The organism is Clostridium homopropionicum DSM 5847, assembly GCF_001263795.1.
In the GTDB taxonomy this organism is placed as follows: domain Bacteria; phylum Bacillota; class Clostridia; order Clostridiales; family Clostridiaceae; genus Clostridium_H; species Clostridium_H homopropionicum.
Genome location: NZ_LHUR01000009.1, coordinates 1 through 23,973 on the forward strand (window position 1 = coordinate 1; position 23,973 = coordinate 23,973).

Sequence of the window (23,973 nt, forward strand, 5' to 3'; positions counted from 1 at the left end):
GAATAATGCCCGTATGTGAGCTTATTAAGAAAATTAATCTTAAGCTTAGAGGGCACTACCAGTATTATGGTGTAACTGATAATACAAGAAGTGTGAAAAGTTATCAAAATACAGTTAAATATCTGCTCTTTAAATGGCTAAATAGAAGAAGTCAAAAGAGGAGTTATACTCTAGAATCATTTTATAATGGTCTACTTAAAACTTTTCCACTATTAGAACCGACAATAAGCGTTAACTTATTCTATATATGATTTGAAATATGATGTGAAAAGCCGTATGCCTTAATAGGGCACGTACGGTTTTGTAGAGGAGCTTGGGCGGTGACGCTCTTGTTTACTCAAGAATGATATTTGCCTATGGGAGGAAGTATGATAAAGCAAAATTCTATTATAAGCAAAAATATTAAGCCCATAAAAAGGACAAGAGCTAGAATATTTTTAGGAAAATGCTTTTACACATTTAGAAGGCATATTCAATGGTACATGACTGGAAAAAAATATTGTAGGCTAATTGAAGAAGATTTATATACTAATGTATATTTTGAACATAAAACTCCGCTTATAAGAAAACTCAAGGATGTTGACATGTGGCTTCAGTATAATAAAATAAAAAATATAAAAATAGCGTTAAAAAAAATTAATGGAATTATCATTAAACCTGGAGAAACATTTTCCTATTGGCGATTGATAGGCAAGCCAACAGCGAAAAAAGGCTATACTGACGGAATGATTTTGTTTTATGGAGGATTTAAAGCTGGTATAGGTGGAGGTTTATGCCAATTATCTAATTTAATTTATTGGATTACATTACATACTCCACTTAAGGTAGTAGAAAGATATAGGCACAGCTATGATATATTCCCAGATTCTAATAGAACTCAGCCCTTTGGAAGTGGAGCCACTTGCGTGTATAATTATAGAGATTTACAAATATATAATGAGACACAACAGGCTTTTCAGCTAGCAGTTTATATTGAAGGCGAACATTTAGTTGGTAAATGGTTGACCATTAATGAGGGAAATCTAAAATATGAAGTTTATGAAAAAGATCACTATATGAAACAAGAATTTTGGGGAGGGTATAGCAGAAATAATATTTTACATAGAAAAATATTTTCTAGAGACGGAGAATTATTAGAAGATGAATATTTAACTGAAAATCATGCTATTATGATGTATGAACCGTTTTTAGAAGAATAGTTAGTTGGAAGGTGAAACAAATGAAAAAGTATAATACTGTTATTTTTGATTTAGATGGGACATTGTTAAATACACTTGAAGACCTTACTGACAGTGTAAATTATGCATTGGAGTTATATGGTTTTTCAGTTAGACAAGCGTCTGAGATAAGAAATTTTCTAGGCAATGGAATAGGGGATTTAGGGGCAGAAAGGTCTTGGAGCAAGAAGGAGCTGATTATATAATAGATAATCCAAAAGAGTTACTAAAAATAATTTATTGCTAGGCTTGTCAGAATAGAAAGGGAAATTATTACTTTTGCTTCAGAAAGGATTGAGTATAAATGAAAACAATTGGTTTAATAGGTGGTATGAGCTGGGAATCTTCAGTAGAATACTATAGAATAATTAATGAAACAGTAAAGGAAAAATTAGGCGGATTACATTCATCGAAATGCTTGATGTACTCTGTTGATTTTCATGAAATAGAAGTACTTCAGCATCAAGATAAGTGGGAAGAACTAACTGTTATGATGATAGATGCTGGAGAAAAGTTAAAAAGTGGAGGAGCAGATTTTATTGTAATTTGTACAAATACCATGCATAAAATGGCTGAAGATATTGAAAAAGCAGTAGGCTTAAAAGTACTACACATAGCAGAAGCAACTGGAGAAGAGATAATTAAAAGCAACATAAAAAAGGTTGGTTTAATCGGAACAAAATTTACTATGGAAGGTGACTTTTATAAAAAGGTTCTAAAAGATAAGTATAATATAGATGTAATTATACCAAGGGCTGAGGATAGAGAAATAATTCATAATGTAATTTATGATGAACTATGTAAAGGAGAAATAAATTCAGAATCTAAGGAAAAATATAAAAAGATTATTAGCAAACTGGCCGAAAATGGTGCTGAGGGAATAGTATTAGGCTGTACAGAAATTCCATTATTAATAAAACAACAGGATGTTAATATAAAGATATTTGATACAACAACAATTCATGGAATTTCTGCAGTTGAATTTGCCCTAAGTGATATTTAAAAAATATTTAATAAGGATGGATTAGAATGAAAATATTTATAAGTGCTGATATTGAAGGGACTACTGGCATAAATAGCTGGGATGAAACTGAAAAATCTAAGATAGATTACTCTATGTTTGCAGAACAAATGAACAGGGAAGTTTTAGCAGCCTGTAATGGAGCGATTAAAGCTGGAGCTAAAGAAATTTATATAAAAGATGCACATGATAGCGGAAGAAACCTAAATCCAGGGATATTTCCTAAGAATATAAAATTTATAAGAGGTTGGTCAGGGCATCCTTTTTCAATGGTTGAAGGGCTAGATGGTACTTTTGATGGAGTAGTATTCATTGGATATCATTCTGCAGCAGGTACAGGTTATAATCCTTTATCCCATACCATGAATCCTTTTAATATAGATTTTATTAAAATAAATGGGCAGCTTGCCAGTGAATTTACTCTTCATGCATATACAGCGGCATACTTAGGGGTTCCAGCTTTATTTTTAAGTGGAGATAAGGGTATCTGTGAAGAAGTTAAAACTATGAACAGCAGCATAAGAACTGTTGCTGTAAATGAGGGCGTCGGAGCATCAACCCTTAGTATTCATCCAGATCTAGCTGTAGAAGTTATTGAAAAATCTGTAGAGGAAGCTCTAAGATTCGATTTAAGCTTATGCAAGCTTAAGTTGCCTGAAGAATTCAATCTAGAAATAGGATATATAGTACATTCAAGAGCATATAAATCATCCTTTTATCCTGGAGCAAAGCTAATATCCCCAAAAATCATAAGCTTTAAAACTAAAGATTATTTTGAAGTATTAAGAGCCATATCCTTCTTGTGCTAAGCAGCGAACTCAAATCTCTGATTTGATGTAGAGATAACTTAAAATTATGTAGAAAGAAACGGAGAATTGTCGTATAATTATAGAATGAAATATCTAAGAATATTTCTAAAGTAGGAGGTATTTTATGAAACTATTAATTATTGATGATTCTGTTTTTTCCCAAAGAATGGTGGCAAGCTTAATAAAAAAGCATTTAGAAAATGCAGAATTATATTTTGCTAAAGATGGATATGAGGGTTTTCAGCAATATAAAAATATAAAACCAGATTATACCTTTGTAGACTTATTAATGCCTACTATAAGTGGTGGAGAATTAATAGCGCTAATAAAAGAATATGACTCAAATGCAAAAATAATAGTTGTTTCTGCTGATGTACAAAAGAGTGTTAAGGATGAGATAAGCGATTATGGCATAGTAGCATTTTTAAATAAACCATTCAATGATGAAAGAGCCAAATATATATGTGATATGATGAGGGATGATAGCAATGCTAGATAATATTTCTAGGGAAGATGTATTAAAAGAATTATTCAATATAAGTGTTGGCAAATCTGCAAGCATTTTATCAGAAATAATAGATAAAAAAATACTGCTGGATGTTCCTAATGTAAAAATAATAGATTTAAAAGATAAAGAAACATCATTAGAAGATCATTTACCTGAGATTCTAGATGGGACAATAATGATATCTTCAATTTCTTTTAAAGAAAAATTAACTGGTAAGGCTAATTTGATCTTTCCAGCTGATAAAATGAGAAAGTTTATAAATTTATGTATTAATGAAAGCAGCATGGATAATAACAACGATATGAACTTTACTGACATAGATTTTGATATTATAAAAGAAATTGGGAATATAATTTTAAATTCTTTAATAGGAGAAATCGGGAATTACCTTGATATAAAGCTGCATTATACAGTACCAGAAGTGAAAATATTTCATAAAAAAGACCTAAAGAATGACATTAAAAATACAGAGTATACAAATATCTTAATGCTATATATAACCTTCAATATAGATGGTTCTGAAATCTTTGGAGCCATAATTATTAATCTTACTCTAAATTCTCTAAATGAAATATTAAGTAAAATAGATATTTTAAGAGAGAATTTTCGTGTATAATATTTTATTTAGTGTACTTAATAGCATTAATGAGGGTGTAGTAATATTAAATGAGAATTTAGAGATATTGTTTTGGAACCACTATATGGAGTATTTAACTGGAATCAATAAAGAAAATGCTATAAATAATAATGTATATAAGATTTTAACTAGGCTAGAGAAAAGCTATTTTAAAGTTGCATTAGATAGTACTATTAAAGATGGACGAAAAATGTTTTTCTCAGCAGCTATGCATAAAAATTTAGTAAATGATAAGCAAAGGCTTAATCTAAAAATTAGTAAAATAGATAATGAGAAAATAAGCGTTGTGCTTTTAGAATTTATTGATGTTACAAATCAATTTGAAAGAATTGATCAGCTTAAAAATTATATTGATGAATTACATATTTTAAATGAAGAATTGAAGGAAAAAGAAAAAACTATAAATAGGCTTGCTTACTATGATGGACTTACAGGTCTAGCAAATAGAACATTATTCTATAAGATTGCAGATAAATTTATTAGTGAAGCAAGGAGGAATAAAAGCTTGCTAGGCTTAATGTTTATAGATGTAGATAAGTTCAAAAGTATTAATGACACTTATGGACATAAAAGAGGCGATGAGGTAATAATTCAAGTATCTAAGATATTATCTAATTCTGTTAGAGAAAGTGATACGATTTGCAGATTTGGAGGCGATGAGTTTGTTATATTGTTGCCTTTTATAAAAAGCTACGATGATTGCAAAGAAATTGTTTCAAGAATTATTAATGAAAAAGAAAAGATAATAAATAGTGAAAATGATTCTATTAATATAGGATTAAGTATAGGAATTAGTTTTTATCCCAAAGATGGAAGTATAGTTGATGAATTAATTTCAAAAGCTGATAAAGCCATGTATGTTGCAAAAAGCAAAGGAGGGAATAATCATTATTTCTTTGAATAAAATAATTTAAAAGGTGATTATATAAATAGACCTGTGTATTCTAAGTTTATACATTGGCCTTTTTTTTACTATTGGTAAAAGATTAGATCCACTATTAAAAAATAATGCTGAAATTATTGGTGGAATTGTATTAATAATCATTGGATTAAAAATTTTAAATGAGCATACTAATATTATACCTATATTAAATATTTTTTAGAAAGTTACAAGGAGATAAAACATGAAGACAATTGACTTTGCAATATTTTTTGATATGGATGGGACACTATTTAAAACTGAAAAAATTCTTGCAGGAGCTTTAAATAAAACCTTTGATTATTTAAAGAAAGAAGGAGAATGGGAAGGTGAACCTCCTTATGAAGAATGTAAAAAGCTTTTGGGATCAACCTTAGAGGAACTTTGGAGTAAATTACTTCCGAAAAGTAGTGAGGCTGTAAGAAAAGAAGCGGACAGATTATTTTTAGAAGGTATGATGGAGGAAATTAGATCAGGAAAAGGGGAAGTATTTCCTGGGGTAATAGAAACATTGAAGGAAATTAAAGGTATGGGAATTCCTACCTTTGTTGCCAGTAACGGCTTAGATGGATATATTCAGACAATAAATAAGTACTACGGTCTACATGAATACTTTACTGACTTTTATAGTTCTGGACGATTTAAATGCAGTTCTAAAGTAGAACTAGTGGCAAAACTTTTAGAGGATTATAAAATAAAAAATGCCATAATGGTAGGCGATAGAAAATCTGATATAGAGGCTGCAATTAAAAATAATATCTTATCCATAAGCTGCGATTTTGGCTTTGCAAGCTGTGATGAACTAAAAGGCGCCAGCTATCATGTGAATGAATTTAAAGAAATACTTCCTATAGTAAAAAAATACTTACAAAATAGTATTGAAAGTAAAGAATTTGCTACATACATATAAAATAATCCCTCAGAGCTTAATGCTCTAAGGGAGTGTAGTTTATTTGATTATATTTCATTTTGTGGAATATCCTCAAACTGCATATTATAAAGGTAAGCATATACTCCATCCATATCTATAAGTTCTTCATGTGTTCCTTTTTCCTTAACTCCTTCATCAGTAAGAACAATTATTTCATCCGCATTTCTAATTGTGCTTAACCTATGAGCAATGACTAGTGTAGTTCTATTTTTAGATAATTCTTCAAGCGAATTTTGTATGAATTTCTCACTTTCATTATCTAGAGCTGAAGTTGCCTCATCTAATATCAATATTGGAGGATTTTTAAGGAAAACTCTTGCAATGGATAATCTTTGCTTTTGTCCTCCAGATAGTTTAACCCCTCTTTCTCCCACATAAGTGTCATAGCCATCGCTAAGACTCATAATAAAGTCATGAATATTAGCTTTTTTAGCAGCTTCAAAAATTTCCTCATCAGAGGCGTCTGGTTTTCCATAAGCTATATTTTCTTTTACTGTACCTGCAAACATATATACATCTTGTTGAACTATTCCAATGGAATTTCTAAGAGATTTTAATCTTATATCTCTTATATCTGTGTTATCAATAGTAAGTGAACCTTCATTAATTTCGTAAAATCTAGGTATCAGGCTGCAGAAGGTTGTCTTACCGCCACCAGAAGGACCTACTAAGGCAATAGTTTTTCCAGATGGAATTTTAATGTTTAAATTATTTAATACAGTATGTTTATCGTTATAACTAAAAGATACATTTTTAAATTCTATATCTCCTTTAGGATTTGTAAGCTCTACAGTATTTTCTTTGTCTTCAATATCAGGTTTAGTATTTATTATTTCAAGAAATCTTTCAAAGCCAGTGATACCTCTTTGAAATTGTTCTGTGAAGTTTATAAGCTTTTCTATAGGATTTAGGAATATATTTATATAAAGTATATAAATAACAAGGTCAGAAGTTTTAAGAGTACCAAGACTTATGAAAATTCCTCCAAGCAGTATTACGGAAAGATAAAGAATGCCTTGAAAAAAGCTATTTCCACTAAAAAATTTTCCCATTATAAAATAGCTGTCTTCTTTTGTTTCTAAAAATTCTTCATTTCCTTTTTTAAATTTAGAGCTTTCAATATCTTCATTAGCAAAAGACTTTACAACCCTTATTCCTGAAAGGCTATCTTGTATTTGTGCATTTACATTGGCAATTTTTTCTCTATTTTTCTTAAAGACATTTCTCATTTTTATATTGTAGGAATATGAAAAAACGAGCATTGCAAAGGTAAAAAACAATAGAATAAGAGTAAGTTTAGCATTTATGCTTAAAAGGATTATAAATGAACCGGTTATTTTAACAATTGATATAAATACATCCTCAGGGCCATGGTGAGCTAGTTCTGATATATCAAATAAATCTGTAACTATTCTTGACATTAGCTTTCCTGTATTGTGTTCATCATAATAGGAAAAAGATAATTTTTGCAGATGATCAAAAATATCCTTTCTCATATCAGCTTCCATTTTGGCACCCATTATATGTCCCCAAGAGGTTATAAAATATTGACAGAAGTATCTTACTATATATAATACTAGTAGGATGCTGCCCACTAATAATACATAGTGAATTATTTTACTTCTATCAGGCATTGTGTATACATCATTTAGAAGATATCTTACTACTAAAGGAAATAAAAGATCAATTCCAGATAAGATTAAAGAGCAAAACATATCGGAAAAAAATAAAAATTTATACGGATTATAATAGCTAATAAATTTTTTAATACTGTTCATAATTATTCTATAAAAATAATTAAGCAATTGGATTAATTTATTTTTATAGATCTCACCAACCTTCCCCCATTATAATTTTATATACAAACTAAAATAACACTTTTTTGTAAATTAATCAACCTTTCCTAAGCATATCTTTACTGAAGTGTAATGATGGTACTGGAGATGTGGTGGATCTAATTGCAGATAGATTTATAGGATGTGGTGAATGTATTTATGAATGTAAGCATGAAGCATAGAAGTTATTTAAATTTAAATGAAAACATAATACATTTATGTTGGAAGTATAATGGACATACTGGCTTCGGCAGAGGAAATATCTGCTACAACTAAAGCTATAAATAATAAGGTTAGTGAATCTGCAAGCAGTTATAATAAACTTGTAAGCTAGGAAGAAGAGAAAATGAAAGCTGTAAAAAGCCAGTTAAAAAGACTTATGAACAGTATAAATTCAGCTGAAAATATATAAAGCTTTATCAGTGGAAAAACCTCATTAAAGGTATACCTTACATGAGGTTTTATTTGATGGATTTAGGATCAGTATAATTAAAATAAACCCAAGAATACATGATTCCAAAAACGATCATAATTGATGATCTAGTTTTGCGAATTAATTCATGATTAGGTATTACTTCAGTTAGTTCAACTAATCCTAGTAAAATCAAGGCAAGTCCTGCTAGAAAGTATAATGAGGGGAGAAAACTAAAAAATTTTTCTTTATCTGATATAGTTCTGTTATTTAAAAACATTATTGTTTTTCTTTTGAACTTTGAAATATACCATAATATCATTAAGAATACACCTAACAAAATTGTCATACTGTTTTTCCTTTCAATATAGTTTTTTATAAATTAAATTTGTATACACATAATAACATAATAACTTCTATGTGTAAACTGTGTAAAATAAAACCATGAAAATATTTTTGAGTATGTTATATGAAAATATAAGTATATAAGATATTGAAGATCAAGTGATAGGTGCAATAGATTATTTGGTTAGCCAAAAATAAGAAAGAATGAAAGCTGTAAAAAGCCAGTTAAAAAGACTTATGAACAGTATAAATTTAGAATCTTGACTTTAAGCATAAACTCATATATCATTTAGTTGATAAAGACTATAGGTATACTGTAAAAAGAGGAGAAAGCTATGAAACAGCATTTATTTTCAAGAACTGAGCTATTAATTGGCAAAGAAGGATTAGATAAATTAAACAAAAGTAAGGTGGTTGTTTTAGGACTTGGCGGAGTAGGAAGCTTTACCGTTGAAGCATTAGTTAGAGCTGGTGTTGGGAATATAATCTTAGTAGATGATGATACTGTTTGTTTAACAAATTTAAATAGACAAATACATGCAAATTTTGATACTATAAGTAAACCAAAGTCAGAAGTTATGAGAGAGAGAATTGCAAGAATAAATCCTAATTGTAATATCATTACTCATCAAACCTTTATAAAAGAAGATAATATTAGTCAGATAATTGATGAGGATGTAGATTTTGTAGTTGATGCAATTGATACTGTTTCTTCTAAGCTTTCCATTATTGTTTGGTGCAAGGAGATAGGGATCAATATTATAAGTTGTATGGGAACTGGTAATAAATTAGATCCTACTCAATTTAGAGTAGCAGACATATATAGCACAAAAATATGTCCATTAGCAAAAGTAATGAGAAGTGAATTAAGAAAAAGAGGGATAAAGGATTTAACCGTAGTGTACTCTGAGGAAAAGCCTTTTAAGCCTAAAAGTGAAGAAGTAGTAATCTGTAAGGAAGGATGCGTATGTACTGCTGGAAGCAGAAAGTGTTTAAACAAAAGACAAATTCCAGGCAGCATATCCTTTGTTCCTCCTGTTGCAGGCATGGTGCTGGCTAGTGAGGTAGTTAAGTCTATTTTAACGGAATAAATTTATAATTTAGATAGTCTATTGAAGTTCATAGTAATAAGTAAAATAGATTACTATGAACTTTTTATAAGGCTTAAATATACTCAACTATTATTTTCACAAATTGCTCAATATCTTTTAAATTATTTAATACTATATCATAAACTATAGCTCTATCAAGTTTTAGATAATCATGAACCAAAATGTTTCTAAAACCAGCCATATTGCTCAAGTTATCCTTTAGTCTTTCTTCTATTACATTATTCTCAAATAAAACTCTAAAGATGTCCTTATTGCTCTCAGGTTTTCTATATCTCATGTCAGAAATAACATGATTGCCAATATCAATCACACATTCTATAGCAAGATGTAGAAATCTTTCTGTGGAGGCATATATCATAGGATCATTAAGGTATTGTTCTTTTGTATAATTTTTCACGTAGCTAAGGTATTTTAGATATTCTTTTAGTTTATCTATTCTAGATAATACTACTTCTCTTTTAACCATTTTATCCCCTCCAAAAGTAATCTCCTGCCTTTATGCTATTGATAATAGCTTCATCATATATATCTGAGTAGTATTTAAAATCAAAATATTCCCTTAAAACTAATGATTCAAAGGTGGATCTCTCATAATTATCCTTAAGGACTATACCTTCTTTTACAATCTGATATTTTAGTAGTAAAGGTGCATTATTCAAAGATATTACATCAAAAGGCATATTAAAAAAAGTCATTCCATCTTCAGCTATATTCCCTCTAATGAAGGTTTCTTCCATTGGATCGTAGTCTTTTTCAAAAAATAATGCAATGTCTATATCGCTATTATTTTTGTTATCTCCCCTTGCCCTTGAGCCGAAGAGATAAGCAAATTTAATTTTATATTTTATTGATATATCATCTATAAATTTTATTAGCTTCATTTCTAATTTATCTAATTCCATTATAAAAACCGCCTTAGATTATTTACTTAATTATTAATATATTATATCATAAAAATTGTAAATATACTCTGATAACCAAATAGCTGATTATATTATCCGTTATGACAATTTTTAAGCAGATTAATTTAAATTTTTTATCAATAACTTGTTGACAACAGATAAATACTTTGATACTATTAATAACAATTTAATAATTAAAAGCTGAGATTGAGAGTAGTAGAGAGGAAGAAGTTTTATAGAGAGCAGGGATATGGTGAAAACCCGCAGATGTTGCCTTTTGAACTTGCTCATGAGCTGAAAGAGTAAAGGCTTTCCGGCAATATTTGTCGTTATTTTAATTAAGTATAATTTTGGATGGTACCGCGTAAATCGCTCCAAGCATGGAGAATTTAGGCGGTTTTTTTATATAATTTTTTAGGGGTGATATATAGATGGGGTTAAGAATGTAGACAGAAAAGTAATTGCAATATTGAAGCTTTATGGGATTATTTATATGCTGAATTATCCAAAGGGGCAAAAAATAATTCACTAAAATAACTAACCATAAGGGAGGATTTTATTAATGTTAAATTATAAAAAATATAAAAGATTTGAAACAATATGCTTTAAGGAAAGAACATGGCCTAATAAAACTATAACAAAAGCACCAATTTGGTGTTCTGTAGATTTAAGAGATGGTAATCAAGCACTTATTAATCCTATGACAATAGAAGAAAAGCTAGAAATGTTTAAGCTTTTAGTTGAGCTTGGCTTTAAGGAAATTGAAATAGGATTTCCTTCTGCATCACAAATTGAATATGATTTCTTAAGAGCTTTAGTTGATAATAACTTAATTCCAGAGGAGGTTACTGTTCAAGCACTTACACAGGCTAGACCTGAACTAATAAAAAGAACCTTTGAAGCTTTTAAGGGCGTGAAGAGAGCAATTCTTCATATGTATAATTCAACATCAGTGCTTCAAAGAGACGTAGTATTTAATATGAGTAAGGATGAAATAAAACAAATTGCTATAGATGGAGTTAATTTAGTAAAGGAACATGTAGCAGAATTTCCAGGGGAAATAATTCTTGAATATTCTCCAGAAAGCTTTACTGGTACAGAAGTAGAATATGCTTTAGAGGTTTGCGAAGCGGTATGTGATGCATGGGGAGCTACAAAGGATAAAAAGGTAATAATAAATCTTCCATCAACAGTAGAAATGGATACTCCAAATGTATATGCAGACCAAATTGAATGGATGTGTACTCATTTTAAAGATAGAGAAAGAGTTATAGTAAGTGTTCATCCACACAATGATAGAGGAACTTGTACTGCAGCAGCAGAGCTTGCTTTACTTGCAGGAGCTGATAGACTTGAAGGAACCTTACTAGGCAACGGAGAAAGAACAGGAAATTTAGACATATTGAATGTTGCTTATAATATGTTTGCTCAAGGAGTTAATCCTGAATTAAATATAGAAAACATTCAAAAAATAATTGATGTATATGAAAGATGCTGTAAAATTCCAGTTCCTATAAGACATCCATATGCAGGAGAATTAGTATTTACGGCTTTCTCTGGATCTCACCAAGATGCTATAAATAAAGGAATGACTAAGTATAAAGAAAAAAATAGTCAATATTGGGAAGTTCCATATTTATTAATAGACCCTAGAGATATAGGAAGAGAATATGAAGCTTTAGTTAGAATAAACAGCCAGTCTGGTAAGGGTGGAATTGCCTATGTAATGGAAGAATATTTTGGATATTCAATGCCTAAGCCAATGCATAAAGAATTTGCAGACGTAATTCAAAAATTATCTGAAGAAGTTGGAGAAATCCCTCCTCAGACTATTATGGATAAATTTAAAGAAGAGTATCTTGAAAATGAAGGAATATTTAAATTAGTAAAATGTAATGTCTCTGAACTTCCAGATAGTGCTGATAGTAATTCTGACACAATAGTAAATGTAGGCTTAATTTATAAGGGAAAAGAAATGAAGTTATCTGGAACAGGAAATGGTCCTATAAGTTCTTTAATAAAAGCTCTTTTAGGTGCTTCATTAGCTAATACTACTGTTCTAGGTTATTCAGAGCATTCTTTAGGAGATGGTTCTGAGGCCAATGCTGCAGCTTATATTCATTTGAAGAGAAATGATAATGGCAAAGATACCTTTGGTGTTGGAGTTAGTAGCAACATTACCCTTGCATCTGTTAAAGCTGTATTTAGTGCTTTAAATAGGCTTTATTAATATTAGAATCTAGAGTTCATAGCAATATGTACAGTATATGTTGCTATGAACTTTTTTATTTGCTGGCTTTAGGATCAGTATAGGATTAACTATAACAGAATTCTGTATGAATTATAGACACAATATAGTTTATATGGTATATTTATGAATAAAAGGAGGGTGATTATGGATGAATAGTAATATTATGACAACAAACGGTAATCAACTTAATGCTCAAGTAGACTTTACGTTTGATTTACTGTACAATGAGTTGGATGCAATTTACAATTATGATAAAGAAAGTGGTACATCTAAGATACTAGTAATGCCAGAAGAATTAGGTGAACCACAAAAAAAAGCCAAGCTTACAGATTTTTTTGCAGATTCAGTGGGTATTTTAAATTCTTTTGGTATTAATATTGATGTAAACAATATTAAAAGTAATTTAGAAAAAATTGATTTTTTTGATAAACTAGACGTAAAACTTGCAGAAGCATTTCTTTATGTAGAGAAAGGTAAAGAGGCTACTAAATCAGAATATGCCTTTTCAATAGCTATTGAAAAGGGGACAGAAGAACATACAGTTGAAGGGATTGCCTTTAAAAAATTAAGTTTAAATATTTGGAATACAGCAAGAAAAAGTATTTTAGAAAAAATGGACATGCTAAATATTGATGAAATATTAAATAACCATCAATAATGTAAGAATTTTGCGTCACAAAATTCTCAATTCAAAAAGATGTTGTGTCGCAAATTCTTATTTTTTCATTTACGAAAGGATAAGTAAAATGAACATAGGTGTTAATGGTGAATTTGAATATAAAGAAATTCTGTTTAAAGGAACCTTGTCATATGATAATAATTCATTAAATCTTATAGCAGAGTTAAAAGATTCACAAGAAACCTTTAAAGAAATACTTAGGAAGATTTCAAATGAGGTTTATTCACTTATTGATAGCTTTGGATTAGTAGAAATATTAGATTTTACACTAGATAGCCTTATTTTAGCCAAATATAAAAATTGTGAGTACTTTTTAGTAAGTATTGAAGGCGGTATATTTGGTATACAGATAGATAGGAATATAACAGTATTTCTTGGTCTTGATTTTGAAAAGGCACAATTTGCTATATTAACAGATATTTTTAATGTAGTTAAGAATTTAGTTACTATTAAAAATGTAACTTTTGCTTTTAGTAATGGTAATCTTGGAAGTATGAATAATAAGTTTATTAAAGATTTAATATCTATTGATGAAAAAAGTTTTAAACAAATTTCTGACAAGTCCAAAAGTAAGAATACATCAATAGAGCTAAGTAGATATGTAAATTATATAAATGGCTCTAAATTTTTGTTTGTTTCAGGGATAGAATTTAATAAGGATTCTTTACTTGGAAAAGTTTTGGGAAATGGTCTTTCAACAGAACTTAATATGATAATCTCTGTTACAGACTCAGAAGTTAAAGCTTTATTATTGCTTGAATTAGATATAGAAAATACATTAAATTTAACAGGGTGCATATTTATAAAAAGCACAGGAACGATAGGTATGGATGGACAAGTAACCTTGTTTTTAGATAAAGAACCAAATTCTTTATTAAGAAGACATATTATTTTCTCTGTTAATGGCATTATAACTTTTGACAGCATAAGTATTTCAGGCACATATAATAATATATTAGATTTTGGTGGAATAAGAATAGAGAATCTTGGAATTGCAATAGGATATTCGGCGGAGGAAATTCCAGTGTTTGGAGTGAAAGCTAATCTTTTTATTCCTTCAGGAAGAAGTGATTTTCATACCTTCTTTTGTATTTATTATGATAACGAAAATAGTATGATATCTGGAGCAATGAGTGATATCAGTATTACATCAATTATAGAATATCTAACAAATTCTAGCGTTAACATGGACTTTGAAATATTAAAAATAGGAGCATTAGTACCTTCAGTACAAGGTAAAAGACAAATATCAAAGGAAGACTTAGAAAATAAAAATTTTGATAAAATTTCAGAAATTTTTAAAGAAGATTATTCTTTTGATTTGCCCTCTGTTTCAAAAAAAGATTATTTATCAATACAGATAGATAAGGATTCAAGAGATGATACTATATGGTATTTAAGCGATAACGTCAATGCAAAGCACTATATAATTAAAAATGGAGTACCAAGTATAGAAGCCCAATTTTATTTATCAACTACAGAAATGAAGTTTGGTGAGTATAATATTTATCCAGGAATCTTCTTAGCATGCAGGCTAATTATTATGGATAAAATAAAAATTAATACTTTAGTTGACGTAAATATAAATAAAGGAATTAGAATACTAATAAACTTAAATGAAATTAATTTAGGTTTTTTAAAAATAAAAAAATCTGATAAAGAAACTGTTTTTATGAAAAAAATTGATCCACCCAGTATGTTAAAGCAATTTGTTGATGAAAACAATAGTGGACCTTTATTTTACTTATCCACTTATGTTGATGAGATGGCGCTATTTATTAGTTCACATATTGAAGTTTGTGGTTTAATTAAAGCTGATGCACTAATAAAATTTCAGGGAAGAACATTTTTATTTAATATAGAATATGATTTTTTTGGTATGAAAACTATAATAGGTGCTAATGCTGATTTTGAAAACTTATGGGAAGGATCTTTTGAAATTGGCTTTGTAATAGATGTAAATGAGTTTTATAATACTTTTAACGAAATTACAAATGAAGTGTCTTCGTTTTTTAAAAATAAAGTAAAAGATATACAATCGCTTATAAATAAAGTGAAAGAAGCAGAGAATAATCTATCAACATATGACAGACAAATATCGGGTAAAGAATCTGAAATACAAAATTTAAGAAATTTAATTAACAATACACCTTGGTATCAAGCATATATGATTCCATATTATCTTGGACAAATTGCATTTATTGGAACTGAAATTCTTGCTATAGAAGGGTATAAGGAAGCTCAAAGATTAATTCTTGAAGCGGCTCGAGGAGCTCTTGAACTAGCAAAGGGTACTGCTTCAAGTATAGGGTCAATTATTAATAAAATATCTTCAGTAGTCAATTGGTCAGTTCATCTAAATAGATTAGAAATGAGTGTTGGGAATGCAAAAAAACTGGATGAATTAGCTTTTCATTTTATGATTGATTGTACATTTTTGGGACAAAATGAAAAGTATGAACTTAACTCTTCATTGAATATTGGAGATATTATAACATCTATTGCAAAAGCAATAAAAGATTATATAATTGATAAATTGAAAAATATTGTATTTACAAATTCGAATGAATTACCACCTTATGAAAATATAAACAGAACTCCTTTTATTTTAGAGATGTATAATGAGAATTTAGAAAATTCCAATGAATATGTAAAGAATACATTATCATTAGTTAATAAAGTAGGAGAAATCTATAAGAATATTTACCAATATGAGTGCCATGAACATAATGATAATTTAATCCATTTGAAAACTAAATTAAATACTCATAAGTATAATTTAAATAAGATACAAGACTATTATGATGGATTAAAAATCCAAGAAGGCATTAAGGAAATCCAAGAAGATTATAAGAACAACTTAGGAAATACATTTAAAAAAGATGATTATTCAAAATTTGATACTTTACAAGAACAAGCAACTCAAGCTCAGGACATATTAAAAAAAGTAAAAGAAAATAAAAATTTGAAAGATATAGAGGAATTACTTTATAAACAAAATAACTCTTATGATAATAAGTTAGTAAATGAAAATAATGAAGATGATGATAAGGCCTTTCAGATTTTGCAACTGATATCATCAGAAGCTGAAAAAATAGAGAAATTTAACGAAGGAATTTTTTATGAGCTTATGGGCGATGCTTATAAGGAAAAGAATGATAAAAATTCTGCTAAATTGGAATATTCTAAAGCCATAAATATTTATAAAATACAGTATGATATCGAAAAAATAGATAATATAAAAATTTTCCATAAAAAATCCATAGAAAAAGTACAAGAAAAAATTCAAAGTTTATAAAATAAACTTAATTAATATTTGGAGGGATCTTAAGTATGTTGTTTTATAAAAGTAATAATACCTTACAAGTGGGAATGTCAATGAGTGCAGTATTTGACAATGCAAGAGCAAATACTCCTGAACCAATGCCTCAATTAGAATCTTGTAATAAAAAAATTTATGTTTATCAAAATGAAATGAAATTTATTGATATTAAATCTGAGAGAGAAAATCTTAGTGCTTTCGGATTAATTACCTGTGCATCAGTGGTTTTTGCAAGTGTTGGAAATGAAGATCCTGCCATAGTTTGTGTATACCATGCACCTTCAGGAGTATTAAGTAATAATATTATTCAAGATGCGGTAACAGGGCTTGGTAATCCAAATCTGAATAATCTATATGTAATATATGCCATAAACAATAAAAAAGATGAAAATTATATAGCTGAGGCTGGAAAACTTATTACCTTTGGAATTCCTAACGATAATATTGTTTTCATTGAACAAATTAATTCATCTTGCTTTGGTATAAATTCCCATGGACAAGTTGGTGTTTTTGGTTAAAATGAACTTTTTTATTTAATCAATTAAACTAAATCCAGCAGTAAGCAACAATAAGCTTTACTACTGGATTTCATTTATAACCTATTCTGATACATCTATTTTATGAAGTGACTGATCTTCTTCGTCCATGCTCTCGAAGTAAATTTTATCTCCAATTACATTTATCATCATAGCACTATAGCTTGTAATAGTATGCTTTGAAGATCCATCTAATTTAATTCTTTCTAACACTCCGTCCTGGCTAAAATTAGAATAGTAAATCCATCCGTCACTTACATTTAAGAAGTAAGAAGCTGCATTATTTAATCTTACCTTATCTTGTCCGTTTACTCTTACCTTATATACATTCATTAAGTCTGAACCATTAGAATAATAAATCCATCCATCTTGAACTTCAAAACATCCTACAATATCATTTATCAATTTTGTTTTTCCAGTTCCGTTGGTATTTATTTTCATTATAGGTTGTTCGCCGCTACCTTCTTCAACTTTTAGATAGTAGATAACACCATTTTCTACATTTATAAAACCAGAAGGTTCATCATTTAATTTAGTTCTTCCTGTTCCATCTGTTTTTATCTTATAAAGTTTGCTGCCATCGCTGGTGTTTGAATAATAGATCCAATCTTCATATAAAATTGTGAATTCTGAAAAGTCCTCATTTAGTTTGATTCTAGCTGTGCCATCTTTTTTCATTTTGTAGAGCTTTCCACCATCAGCAAAATTGGAATAATAAATCCAATCGCCTAAAACATTGATATATAAAGATGGATCATCACTTATCTTTGTATTCTCACTGCCATCTAGTTTTTCTCTATATATTTTGCCTTCATCATCATAATTAGAATAATATACCCAACCATTGTCATAAGAAACTATACCTAGGTTATTTATATTTCCATTAGTATTGGCTTTATTATCATCAACTGTTAATGTAAGCTTAGCTTTGCTATCATATCCTAATACTATTCCATTAAAAGTGTATTCTCCAAGCTTAGTTGTATTTGGTATACCATCCCAAGTAACTGCTTTATATACCTTTGTCCCATCTTCAAAAGTGGCAACAACAGTCATAGGTAATTTTAGATTAGAATTTTGTAACGCTATTAGATTTATATCTTCCACAGCAGTAATCTTTTTAACATCTGAATTTATTTTTATTGTTTTTAGCTTCCATCCATCATAGTTATTTTTAGAATCTGGACTTTTACCCCATATGTCTACTACATAAGTTCCTGATGGAATTTTGCTTAAATCATAGTTAATTTCACTTGCATAATCAGTTAAGTTTAATAACCATTTATTATTTACTACATCATATAAATGAAGCTTATATTGGGTAGTACTAGCTGCTCCTTCTACTCCCTTTATTATAAGCTGGTCATTTTTGGAGTATTCATCCTTATCTAGTAGCATTCTCCCATTTAGATCTATGTTAGAGTCATTAACTACTGTAAGGTTGAAGGGATAAGCATAATCATAATCTCCGTAGGCATTACTATATGTACCTTGGACACCTACTCTTTTTATTCTTATAGCAAATCTATAAAATTCAGGCTTTAGATTTAAGTGACTAATATTAACCTTTACTGCTTCTTTTGCATCAACAGATTTAGTCCATCCATTTTCCATACCCTCTGCTTCAATAAGCTGCCAATTAGTGCCCATAGTATTTTTACAAGTATAGAATAATTGATATTGAACTTGACCTGTATAATTTTTGCTTGTAATGTAAAAATCATTATTATCTCCCTCTTTAAAAGGAGTATGATCTAAGGATACTATACCAATTTCAGGAATAGTTTCTTCCTTTACATATATAGTTTGAAGTTTCCAACCTTCATATGTACTAGAACTATCTTTTCTTTTTCCCCAGACATCTACAAGATAAGCGCCAGGTGTAAGCTTATTTAAGCTGTAACTTATGTTTTCTCCATAATTAGTTAGATTAGTTATCCACTTATTATTTTTTACATCATATAAATGAAGTCTGTATTCTACATTTGAAGCTGCACCTTCAACTCCATTTATTTGAAGAGTGTCTGATTTAGTAAAGTCAGTCTTGTTTAAGGATAAATCTCCATTGAAATCAATATTTCCGCTTTTATAAACTGAAGTTTCAAAAGGGTAAGCACTATCATAATCTCCATATACATTACTATATTTGCCTTTTACGCCAACTCTTTTTACTCTTATGGCGAATCTATAATAGTCAGCTTTAAGATTTAAGCCAGTTATATCTATTTTTATTGGATCTTGAGCATTAACAGATTTTGTCCATCCATTAACCATTTGACTATTATTAATTAACTCCCAGCGAGTCCCCATGGCTTTGGGTGATGTATAAAATAATTGATACTGAACTTGTCCAGTATAGCCCTTTGATGCTACAAAGAATGCATTTTTATCTCCCTCAACATAAGGAGTGTGGTCTAAAGATACTACAGAAACCATTGGTAGTATTTCGGCAGCTTTAATTTCTGCAGTCTTAGGATTTGCTATTTCTAATAGGCTAAGCATCAAAGTAGCAATTAGAAATAATGAAAAGCTTCTTGCTCTAAATCTTTTGTGCATGTGTGATTCTCCTCCTAAACTTTTTCATTTATGAATATTATGTTAACTTGCGTGGATTTATTGTAGCATGGAAAAGAGAAACGGTTCCACAGGTATATGTTGGGGGTGTTGGAATTATAATAATTTTAGTTTTGTTTGACTCCACCCTAAGGGTGGAGTTTATAATGTAATAAAGGAGGGAGAAAGTGGATAATCAAATTAAAATAAGTGATTTTGTTAAATTAACTAGAAGTACATTAAAAACTGTTTTGTATTATCATAAAATTGGCTTATTGCAGGAACCAAAACGTTCAGTAAGTGGATATCGTTTGTATGGAGCAGAAGAACTTTCTCGAATGAGAATGATTAAACATTTAAAAAATTTAGGGCTAGATTTGAAACAAATAAAAGAAATATTAGGAGATTCAAAAAATCATAATATTAATTTAAGTGAAGTGCTAAAGTCATTGCAATATGAGCTTTTAGAAGAAAAAAAGAACATTGAAATTCAATTATCAAAGATAGAAGCATTATTAAAGCAGCAAACAGTACTTCTTGAAAAAGCTACCTTTGGATCTGAAGCATTTCAGATTGTTGCAGAAATACTGGAACCTGTTCAAGTTAAAAATAATGACCAATCATCTTCCGAACTATTTGAGCAAAGGAGTAATATGTTTGGTATCTTAGAAGATTTTCAATGGGGAGAAGGCTACAAAGAAAATTTTAGAGCAATAGCAGAATATTTTAAATTACATCCAGAACAATATGAAATGGCTTTAGAGTTTGGCAAACGGCTTACTAGATTAAAAGAAATGTCTGAAGAAGATCCAGAAGTTGAGACTTTAGCCAGGGAAGGTGCAGAATTTATAAAGAGCATACCTTTTCTCAAGGAAATTCTATATGATAAGTCTGGATTTGGAATAACCTATGAAAATTTGTTTAATGAGATGGCAAAGGTGGTTCTCTCACCAGCTCAAATGAAACATAAAAAGCTTATACAAAAATATCTTAATTATCGACCATATTATTATTTATTCCAGCAGGAACAATTAAATTTTGGGAAGCGTGGATTTTATGGTCAGGGTTTTCTACAATAACTTGTTTTATTGCAGTATATTTTGGGAAAAAGAATCCTGAATTTTTATCAAGAAGAGCAAAAGTTAAGGGAAAAGAAACTTCTAAAAAATCTCCTGCATTTTTAAAGCTATATTATTTTGGTTTTATTTTGCCTGGCATTGATTTTCGTTTCGCTTGGTCAAATGAACCAGTATGGTTTGTAATAGTATCAAACATTCTTGTTTTTGGAGCATACATTTTTATATTCATTGTTTTCAAGGAAAATGCTTATGCTTCAACTGTTATTCAAGTAGAGAATGAACAGCATGTGATTACAACTGGTCCTTACACAATAATTCGCCATCCCATGTATTTAGGAATGGTAATAATGTCATTATTTATGCCATTAGCACTTGGATCTTATTTTTCACTAATACCTATGCTTTTCGTAATACCTATAACTGTATTTAGAATAAAAAATGAAGAAGAAATTCTTTTAAAAGATCTTAAGGGATATAAAGATTATTGTTCTAAAACACCTTATAGACTTATTCCTTTAATTTGGTAAGTAAATTAATAATTTAATAACATAAAAATAAAATGGGGTAGCTTAGTGTTTAAGTTATCCCATTTTATTTTTATACTTTCATTTTAAGTAATCTCAGTCACGGTGTTGTTCAGCAGCTTCTGCATCTGCTTTAGTTACATGAACTGTACCATGTGGGTGCTGAGGTGGTGCATATATAGAGTATATTTTAAGAGGTTTGTCTCCAGTATTCATTACGTTATGCCATGTACCAGCAGGTATTAGGATTGCAAAGTCATCATAAACATTTCTTCTAAAATTCAGGTTAGTTTGACTTTTCCCCATCATGACAGTTCCTTGACCTTCTTCAACACGTAAGAATTGATCCACGTTAGGGTGAATCTCTAAACCTATTTCTCCTCCAACAGGGATGCTCATCAATGTAAGCTGTAAATGGTTTCCTGTCCATAATGCAGTACGAAAATTATTATTTTGCTTTGTAGCCTCATTAATATTAACTACATAGGGTTCTGGGCCATAATCCTTCAATACAATTAAACCAGCCTCATTTGATGATCGTGAAAAATCATATCTTTCACCATACTCCTTTTCATCAGTTGATGGATTATATTGAGCATCAAAGTCAGGGTTGTACATTGGTGCATAAGGGTTAGGAAACGTTCTATAAGCATTATACATATTGCCTAAGCTGCACATTGCGCTATTAGGACAATTAAGACATGGATACATGTTATAAGTATTATACATATTGCTCATTCCTTTTATAGAGTTACAACATTATTATATGCTAGTGGTTTAAAGTATGTGCATAAACAGAAGGATTTTAAGTTTATTTGTAGAATAAAAATAAATTATCAGATAAAATTATAGAATAGAGAATTATAAATGAAGAAACTGTAATAAAAATGAAAGAAAGACTAATGCAATTATTAGAGGAAGAAAACATAAACAACAGTGACAATATACATTTAAGCATATCTGTTGGATATTCTGTAGTCGTTGGTGATAGGATTAATATAAAAAAGATGATTAAAGAAGCTGACGATTATATGTATAGGCAAAAGCTTCAAAATAAACAAAGTACAAAAAATGATTTAGTTAAAATAATCACTAAAATGTTAGAAACCAGAGATTTTATTACTGAGGGTCATTGTGATAGACTGCAGTTTTTGGGAGTTTACCTTGCAAAAAAATAGGCTTGGAAGATAAGTACATCCAGGATATTTCACTGTTTTGTAAGTTTCATGACATTGGAAAGATTGGAATAAGCGATAATATTTTATTTAAGCCAGGAAAATTAACAACAGAAGAATTTGATGAGATGAAAAAAACATACTGAAATAGGATATAGAATTGCTAAAGCTTCTCCTGATATTGCCCACTTGGGAGAATATATTTTAAAACATCATGAATGGTGGAATGGAATGGGGTATCCATTCGGATTAAAAGGAGAAGATATACTTCTAAATTAGTGGATAAGTTCTGTGAAATGATAAATGAATTAGATATGAATAGTATTGATAGATTAGAGCTTGAATAGTGTGATGATTTATTCTTAATATTAATGGGAGGGTTAAATATGTATACATGTGCTATGTGTAGTGAAAATTATTGTAAAAAAGGAGAACTTGAAAAATTGCCCCGTAATTGTCCATGCAGTGAAAAAGAAGAACAGGAAAAAATAAAGGAATTATATACTGAAGAAGAAAATTACAATTTAGCATATAACTCAGCATTAGTTGAAGCAGAAGGATACTGTAAAAACACAAGACTTGAAGAGATAATGGATTTTGCAAATAAGTGTAATTTTAAAAAGTTAGGGGTAGCTTTCTGTGTAGGCTTAAATAAAGAAGCAAAAATATTATGTTCAATATTAAAAAATAATGGATTTGAGGTTAATTCAGTTGCATGTAAAAATGGAAGTATACCTAAAGGATTTTTGAATATTAAGGATAGTGAAAAAGTAAGCCCAGGTACTTACGAAGCAATGTGTAATCCTATAGGACAAGCGATGTTTTTAAATGGGTCTAAAACAGAACTCAATATAATATTAGGTTTATGCGTAGGTCATGATTCTTTGTTTATAAAGTATTCCAATGCACCCATAACCGTTTTTGCAGTAAAGGATAGAGTTTTAGGTCATAATCCATTAGCTGTAATTTATCAAGCAGAAGCGTACTATAAAAATAAATTATTTCAACAAAAATAAAGTTTAATAGAAGTATTTAGAGAGCATTTCTGCATCAATCAGAACTGCTTCTTTTTTATTATACCTTAATTGAAAATCGAAATGCAACCCTTCCGAATTTAAATTAAGCTATAAAGTTAGATTAATTACATATGCCCAGGTGGTTGCATCCTGGTTTACAAAAAGATTGGTGATGAGCCAGTCTTTTTAT

General features: G+C 29.4%; 26 protein-coding genes. 20 read left to right on the forward strand and 6 right to left on the reverse strand.

Annotation, left to right across the window (positions count from 1 at the left end):
• From CLHOM_RS01150 to CLHOM_RS01190, 10 genes are all read left to right on the forward strand, one after another.
• Window positions 1-251: group II intron maturase-specific domain-containing protein (locus CLHOM_RS01150; protein ID WP_278321717.1), on the forward strand; the 251-nt coding region annotated here is incomplete at its 5' end.
• Window positions 252-368: 117 nt separating this feature from the next.
• Complete coding sequence (locus CLHOM_RS01155; protein WP_052219846.1) at window positions 369-1,199, forward strand: VanW family protein; 831 nt, start codon at window positions 369-371, stop codon at window positions 1,197-1,199.
• Between the two features lie 20 nt (window positions 1,200-1,219).
• The gene (locus tag CLHOM_RS01160) at window positions 1,220-1,423 is read left to right on the forward strand and encodes an HAD family hydrolase (RefSeq protein ID WP_052219847.1); all 204 of its coding nucleotides are present in this window, start codon (window positions 1,220-1,222) and stop codon (window positions 1,421-1,423) included.
• Between the two features lie 98 nt (window positions 1,424-1,521).
• Window positions 1,522-2,220, forward strand: coding sequence for an aspartate/glutamate racemase family protein (locus tag CLHOM_RS01165; protein WP_052219848.1), 699 nt, complete (start codon window positions 1,522-1,524; stop codon window positions 2,218-2,220).
• Between the two features lie 26 nt (window positions 2,221-2,246).
• Entirely contained in the window at window positions 2,247-3,047 is an 801-nt protein-coding gene (locus CLHOM_RS01170) for a M55 family metallopeptidase (RefSeq protein ID WP_052219849.1), read from the forward strand.
• Between the two features lie 124 nt (window positions 3,048-3,171).
• Window positions 3,172-3,546 carry a response regulator gene (locus tag CLHOM_RS01175; RefSeq protein WP_052219850.1) on the forward strand — a complete coding sequence of 125 codons (375 nt, stop codon included), beginning with the start codon at window positions 3,172-3,174 and terminating at the stop codon, window positions 3,544-3,546.
• On the forward strand, window positions 3,536-4,171 hold the full coding sequence (locus CLHOM_RS01180) for a chemotaxis protein CheC (protein ID WP_052219851.1): 636 nt from the start codon (window positions 3,536-3,538) through the stop codon (window positions 4,169-4,171). Before CLHOM_RS01175 ends, CLHOM_RS01180 begins: the two co-directional genes overlap by 11 nt.
• Window positions 4,164-5,096 (forward strand): sensor domain-containing diguanylate cyclase, encoded by a 933-nt coding sequence (locus CLHOM_RS01185; protein ID WP_052219852.1) that lies wholly within the window; start codon window positions 4,164-4,166, stop codon window positions 5,094-5,096. Before CLHOM_RS01180 ends, CLHOM_RS01185 begins: the two co-directional genes overlap by 8 nt.
• Before the next feature lie 70 nt (window positions 5,097-5,166).
• Window positions 5,167-5,295 carry a manganese efflux pump gene (locus tag CLHOM_RS17775; protein ID WP_242846723.1) on the forward strand — a complete coding sequence of 43 codons (129 nt, stop codon included), beginning with the start codon at window positions 5,167-5,169 and terminating at the stop codon, window positions 5,293-5,295.
• A gap of 21 nt (window positions 5,296-5,316) precedes the next feature.
• Entirely contained in the window at window positions 5,317-6,021 is a 705-nt protein-coding gene (locus CLHOM_RS01190; protein ID WP_052219853.1) for an HAD-IA family hydrolase, read from the forward strand.
• Window positions 6,022-6,068: 47 nt separating this feature from the next.
• Here CLHOM_RS01190 and CLHOM_RS01195 read toward each other — a convergent pair whose 3' ends face one another.
• Both CLHOM_RS01195 and CLHOM_RS01200 read right to left on the reverse strand, forming a co-directional pair.
• Window positions 6,069-7,820: an ABC transporter ATP-binding protein gene (locus tag CLHOM_RS01195; RefSeq protein WP_052219867.1), complete on the reverse strand. Its 1,752-nt coding sequence runs from the start codon at window positions 7,818-7,820 to the stop codon at window positions 6,069-6,071.
• A 518-nt stretch (window positions 7,821-8,338) separates the two neighbouring features.
• On the reverse strand, window positions 8,339-8,611 hold the full coding sequence (locus CLHOM_RS01200) for a hypothetical protein (protein ID WP_052219854.1): 273 nt from the start codon (window positions 8,609-8,611) through the stop codon (window positions 8,339-8,341).
• Between the two features lie 358 nt (window positions 8,612-8,969).
• On the opposite strand from CLHOM_RS01200, the gene CLHOM_RS01205 reads away from it, so the two are divergent.
• On the forward strand, window positions 8,970-9,725 hold the full coding sequence (locus CLHOM_RS01205) for a tRNA threonylcarbamoyladenosine dehydratase (protein ID WP_052219855.1): 756 nt from the start codon (window positions 8,970-8,972) through the stop codon (window positions 9,723-9,725).
• A gap of 73 nt (window positions 9,726-9,798) precedes the next feature.
• On the opposite strand, the gene hepT is transcribed toward CLHOM_RS01205, so the two are convergent.
• Window positions 9,799-10,212, reverse strand: a complete 414-nt coding sequence (hepT, locus tag CLHOM_RS01210; protein ID WP_052219856.1) for a type VII toxin-antitoxin system HepT family RNase toxin — start codon at window positions 10,210-10,212, stop codon at window positions 9,799-9,801.
• Window position 10,213: 1 nt separating this feature from the next.
• Window positions 10,214-10,648, reverse strand: coding sequence for a type VII toxin-antitoxin system MntA family adenylyltransferase antitoxin (gene mntA / locus CLHOM_RS01215; RefSeq protein ID WP_052219857.1), 435 nt, complete (start codon window positions 10,646-10,648; stop codon window positions 10,214-10,216).
• Window positions 10,649-11,210: 562 nt separating this feature from the next.
• Here mntA and leuA point away from each other — a divergent pair.
• From leuA to CLHOM_RS01235, 4 genes are all read left to right on the forward strand, one after another.
• On the forward strand, window positions 11,211-12,878 hold the full coding sequence (leuA, locus tag CLHOM_RS01220; protein ID WP_052219858.1) for a 2-isopropylmalate synthase: 1,668 nt from the start codon (window positions 11,211-11,213) through the stop codon (window positions 12,876-12,878).
• 169 nt (window positions 12,879-13,047) lie between these two features.
• Complete coding sequence (locus CLHOM_RS01225) at window positions 13,048-13,557, forward strand: hypothetical protein (RefSeq protein ID WP_052219859.1); 510 nt, start codon at window positions 13,048-13,050, stop codon at window positions 13,555-13,557.
• 88 nt (window positions 13,558-13,645) lie between these two features.
• On the forward strand, window positions 13,646-16,876 hold the full coding sequence (locus CLHOM_RS01230) for a YfgM family protein (RefSeq protein WP_052219860.1): 3,231 nt from the start codon (window positions 13,646-13,648) through the stop codon (window positions 16,874-16,876).
• Window positions 16,877-16,911: 35 nt separating this feature from the next.
• A complete protein-coding gene (locus tag CLHOM_RS01235; protein WP_052219861.1) occupies window positions 16,912-17,418 on the forward strand; it encodes a hypothetical protein in 507 nt (168 codons plus the stop codon).
• 81 nt (window positions 17,419-17,499) lie between these two features.
• Here the strand turns inward: CLHOM_RS01235 and CLHOM_RS01240 are convergent, their stop codons facing one another.
• Window positions 17,500-19,992, reverse strand: a complete 2,493-nt coding sequence (locus tag CLHOM_RS01240) for a DUF5050 domain-containing protein (RefSeq protein ID WP_052219862.1) — start codon at window positions 19,990-19,992, stop codon at window positions 17,500-17,502.
• Window positions 19,993-20,177: 185 nt separating this feature from the next.
• Between CLHOM_RS01240 and CLHOM_RS01245 the strand changes: the two genes are divergently transcribed.
• Window positions 20,178-21,068 (forward strand): MerR family transcriptional regulator, encoded by an 891-nt coding sequence (locus tag CLHOM_RS01245; RefSeq protein WP_074783014.1) that lies wholly within the window; start codon window positions 20,178-20,180, stop codon window positions 21,066-21,068.
• Between the two features lie 128 nt (window positions 21,069-21,196).
• The gene (locus CLHOM_RS01250; protein ID WP_052219863.1) at window positions 21,197-21,595 is read left to right on the forward strand and encodes a methyltransferase family protein; all 399 of its coding nucleotides are present in this window, start codon (window positions 21,197-21,199) and stop codon (window positions 21,593-21,595) included.
• 93 nt (window positions 21,596-21,688) lie between these two features.
• Here CLHOM_RS01250 and CLHOM_RS01255 read toward each other — a convergent pair whose 3' ends face one another.
• On the reverse strand, window positions 21,689-22,321 hold the full coding sequence (locus CLHOM_RS01255) for a cupin domain-containing protein (RefSeq protein WP_052219864.1): 633 nt from the start codon (window positions 22,319-22,321) through the stop codon (window positions 21,689-21,691).
• 158 nt (window positions 22,322-22,479) lie between these two features.
• On the opposite strand from CLHOM_RS01255, the gene CLHOM_RS01260 reads away from it, so the two are divergent.
• From CLHOM_RS01260 to CLHOM_RS01265, 3 genes are all read left to right on the forward strand, one after another.
• Window positions 22,480-22,770, forward strand: coding sequence for a diguanylate cyclase domain-containing protein (locus tag CLHOM_RS01260; protein ID WP_052219865.1), 291 nt, complete (start codon window positions 22,480-22,482; stop codon window positions 22,768-22,770).
• A gap of 144 nt (window positions 22,771-22,914) precedes the next feature.
• Window positions 22,915-23,046 (forward strand): HD domain-containing phosphohydrolase, encoded by a 132-nt coding sequence (locus CLHOM_RS18910; RefSeq protein WP_082204328.1) that lies wholly within the window; start codon window positions 22,915-22,917, stop codon window positions 23,044-23,046.
• 107 nt (window positions 23,047-23,153) lie between these two features.
• Window positions 23,154-23,783 carry a DUF1847 domain-containing protein gene (locus CLHOM_RS01265; protein WP_052219866.1) on the forward strand — a complete coding sequence of 210 codons (630 nt, stop codon included), beginning with the start codon at window positions 23,154-23,156 and terminating at the stop codon, window positions 23,781-23,783.
• Window positions 23,784-23,973 lie beyond the last annotated feature (190 nt).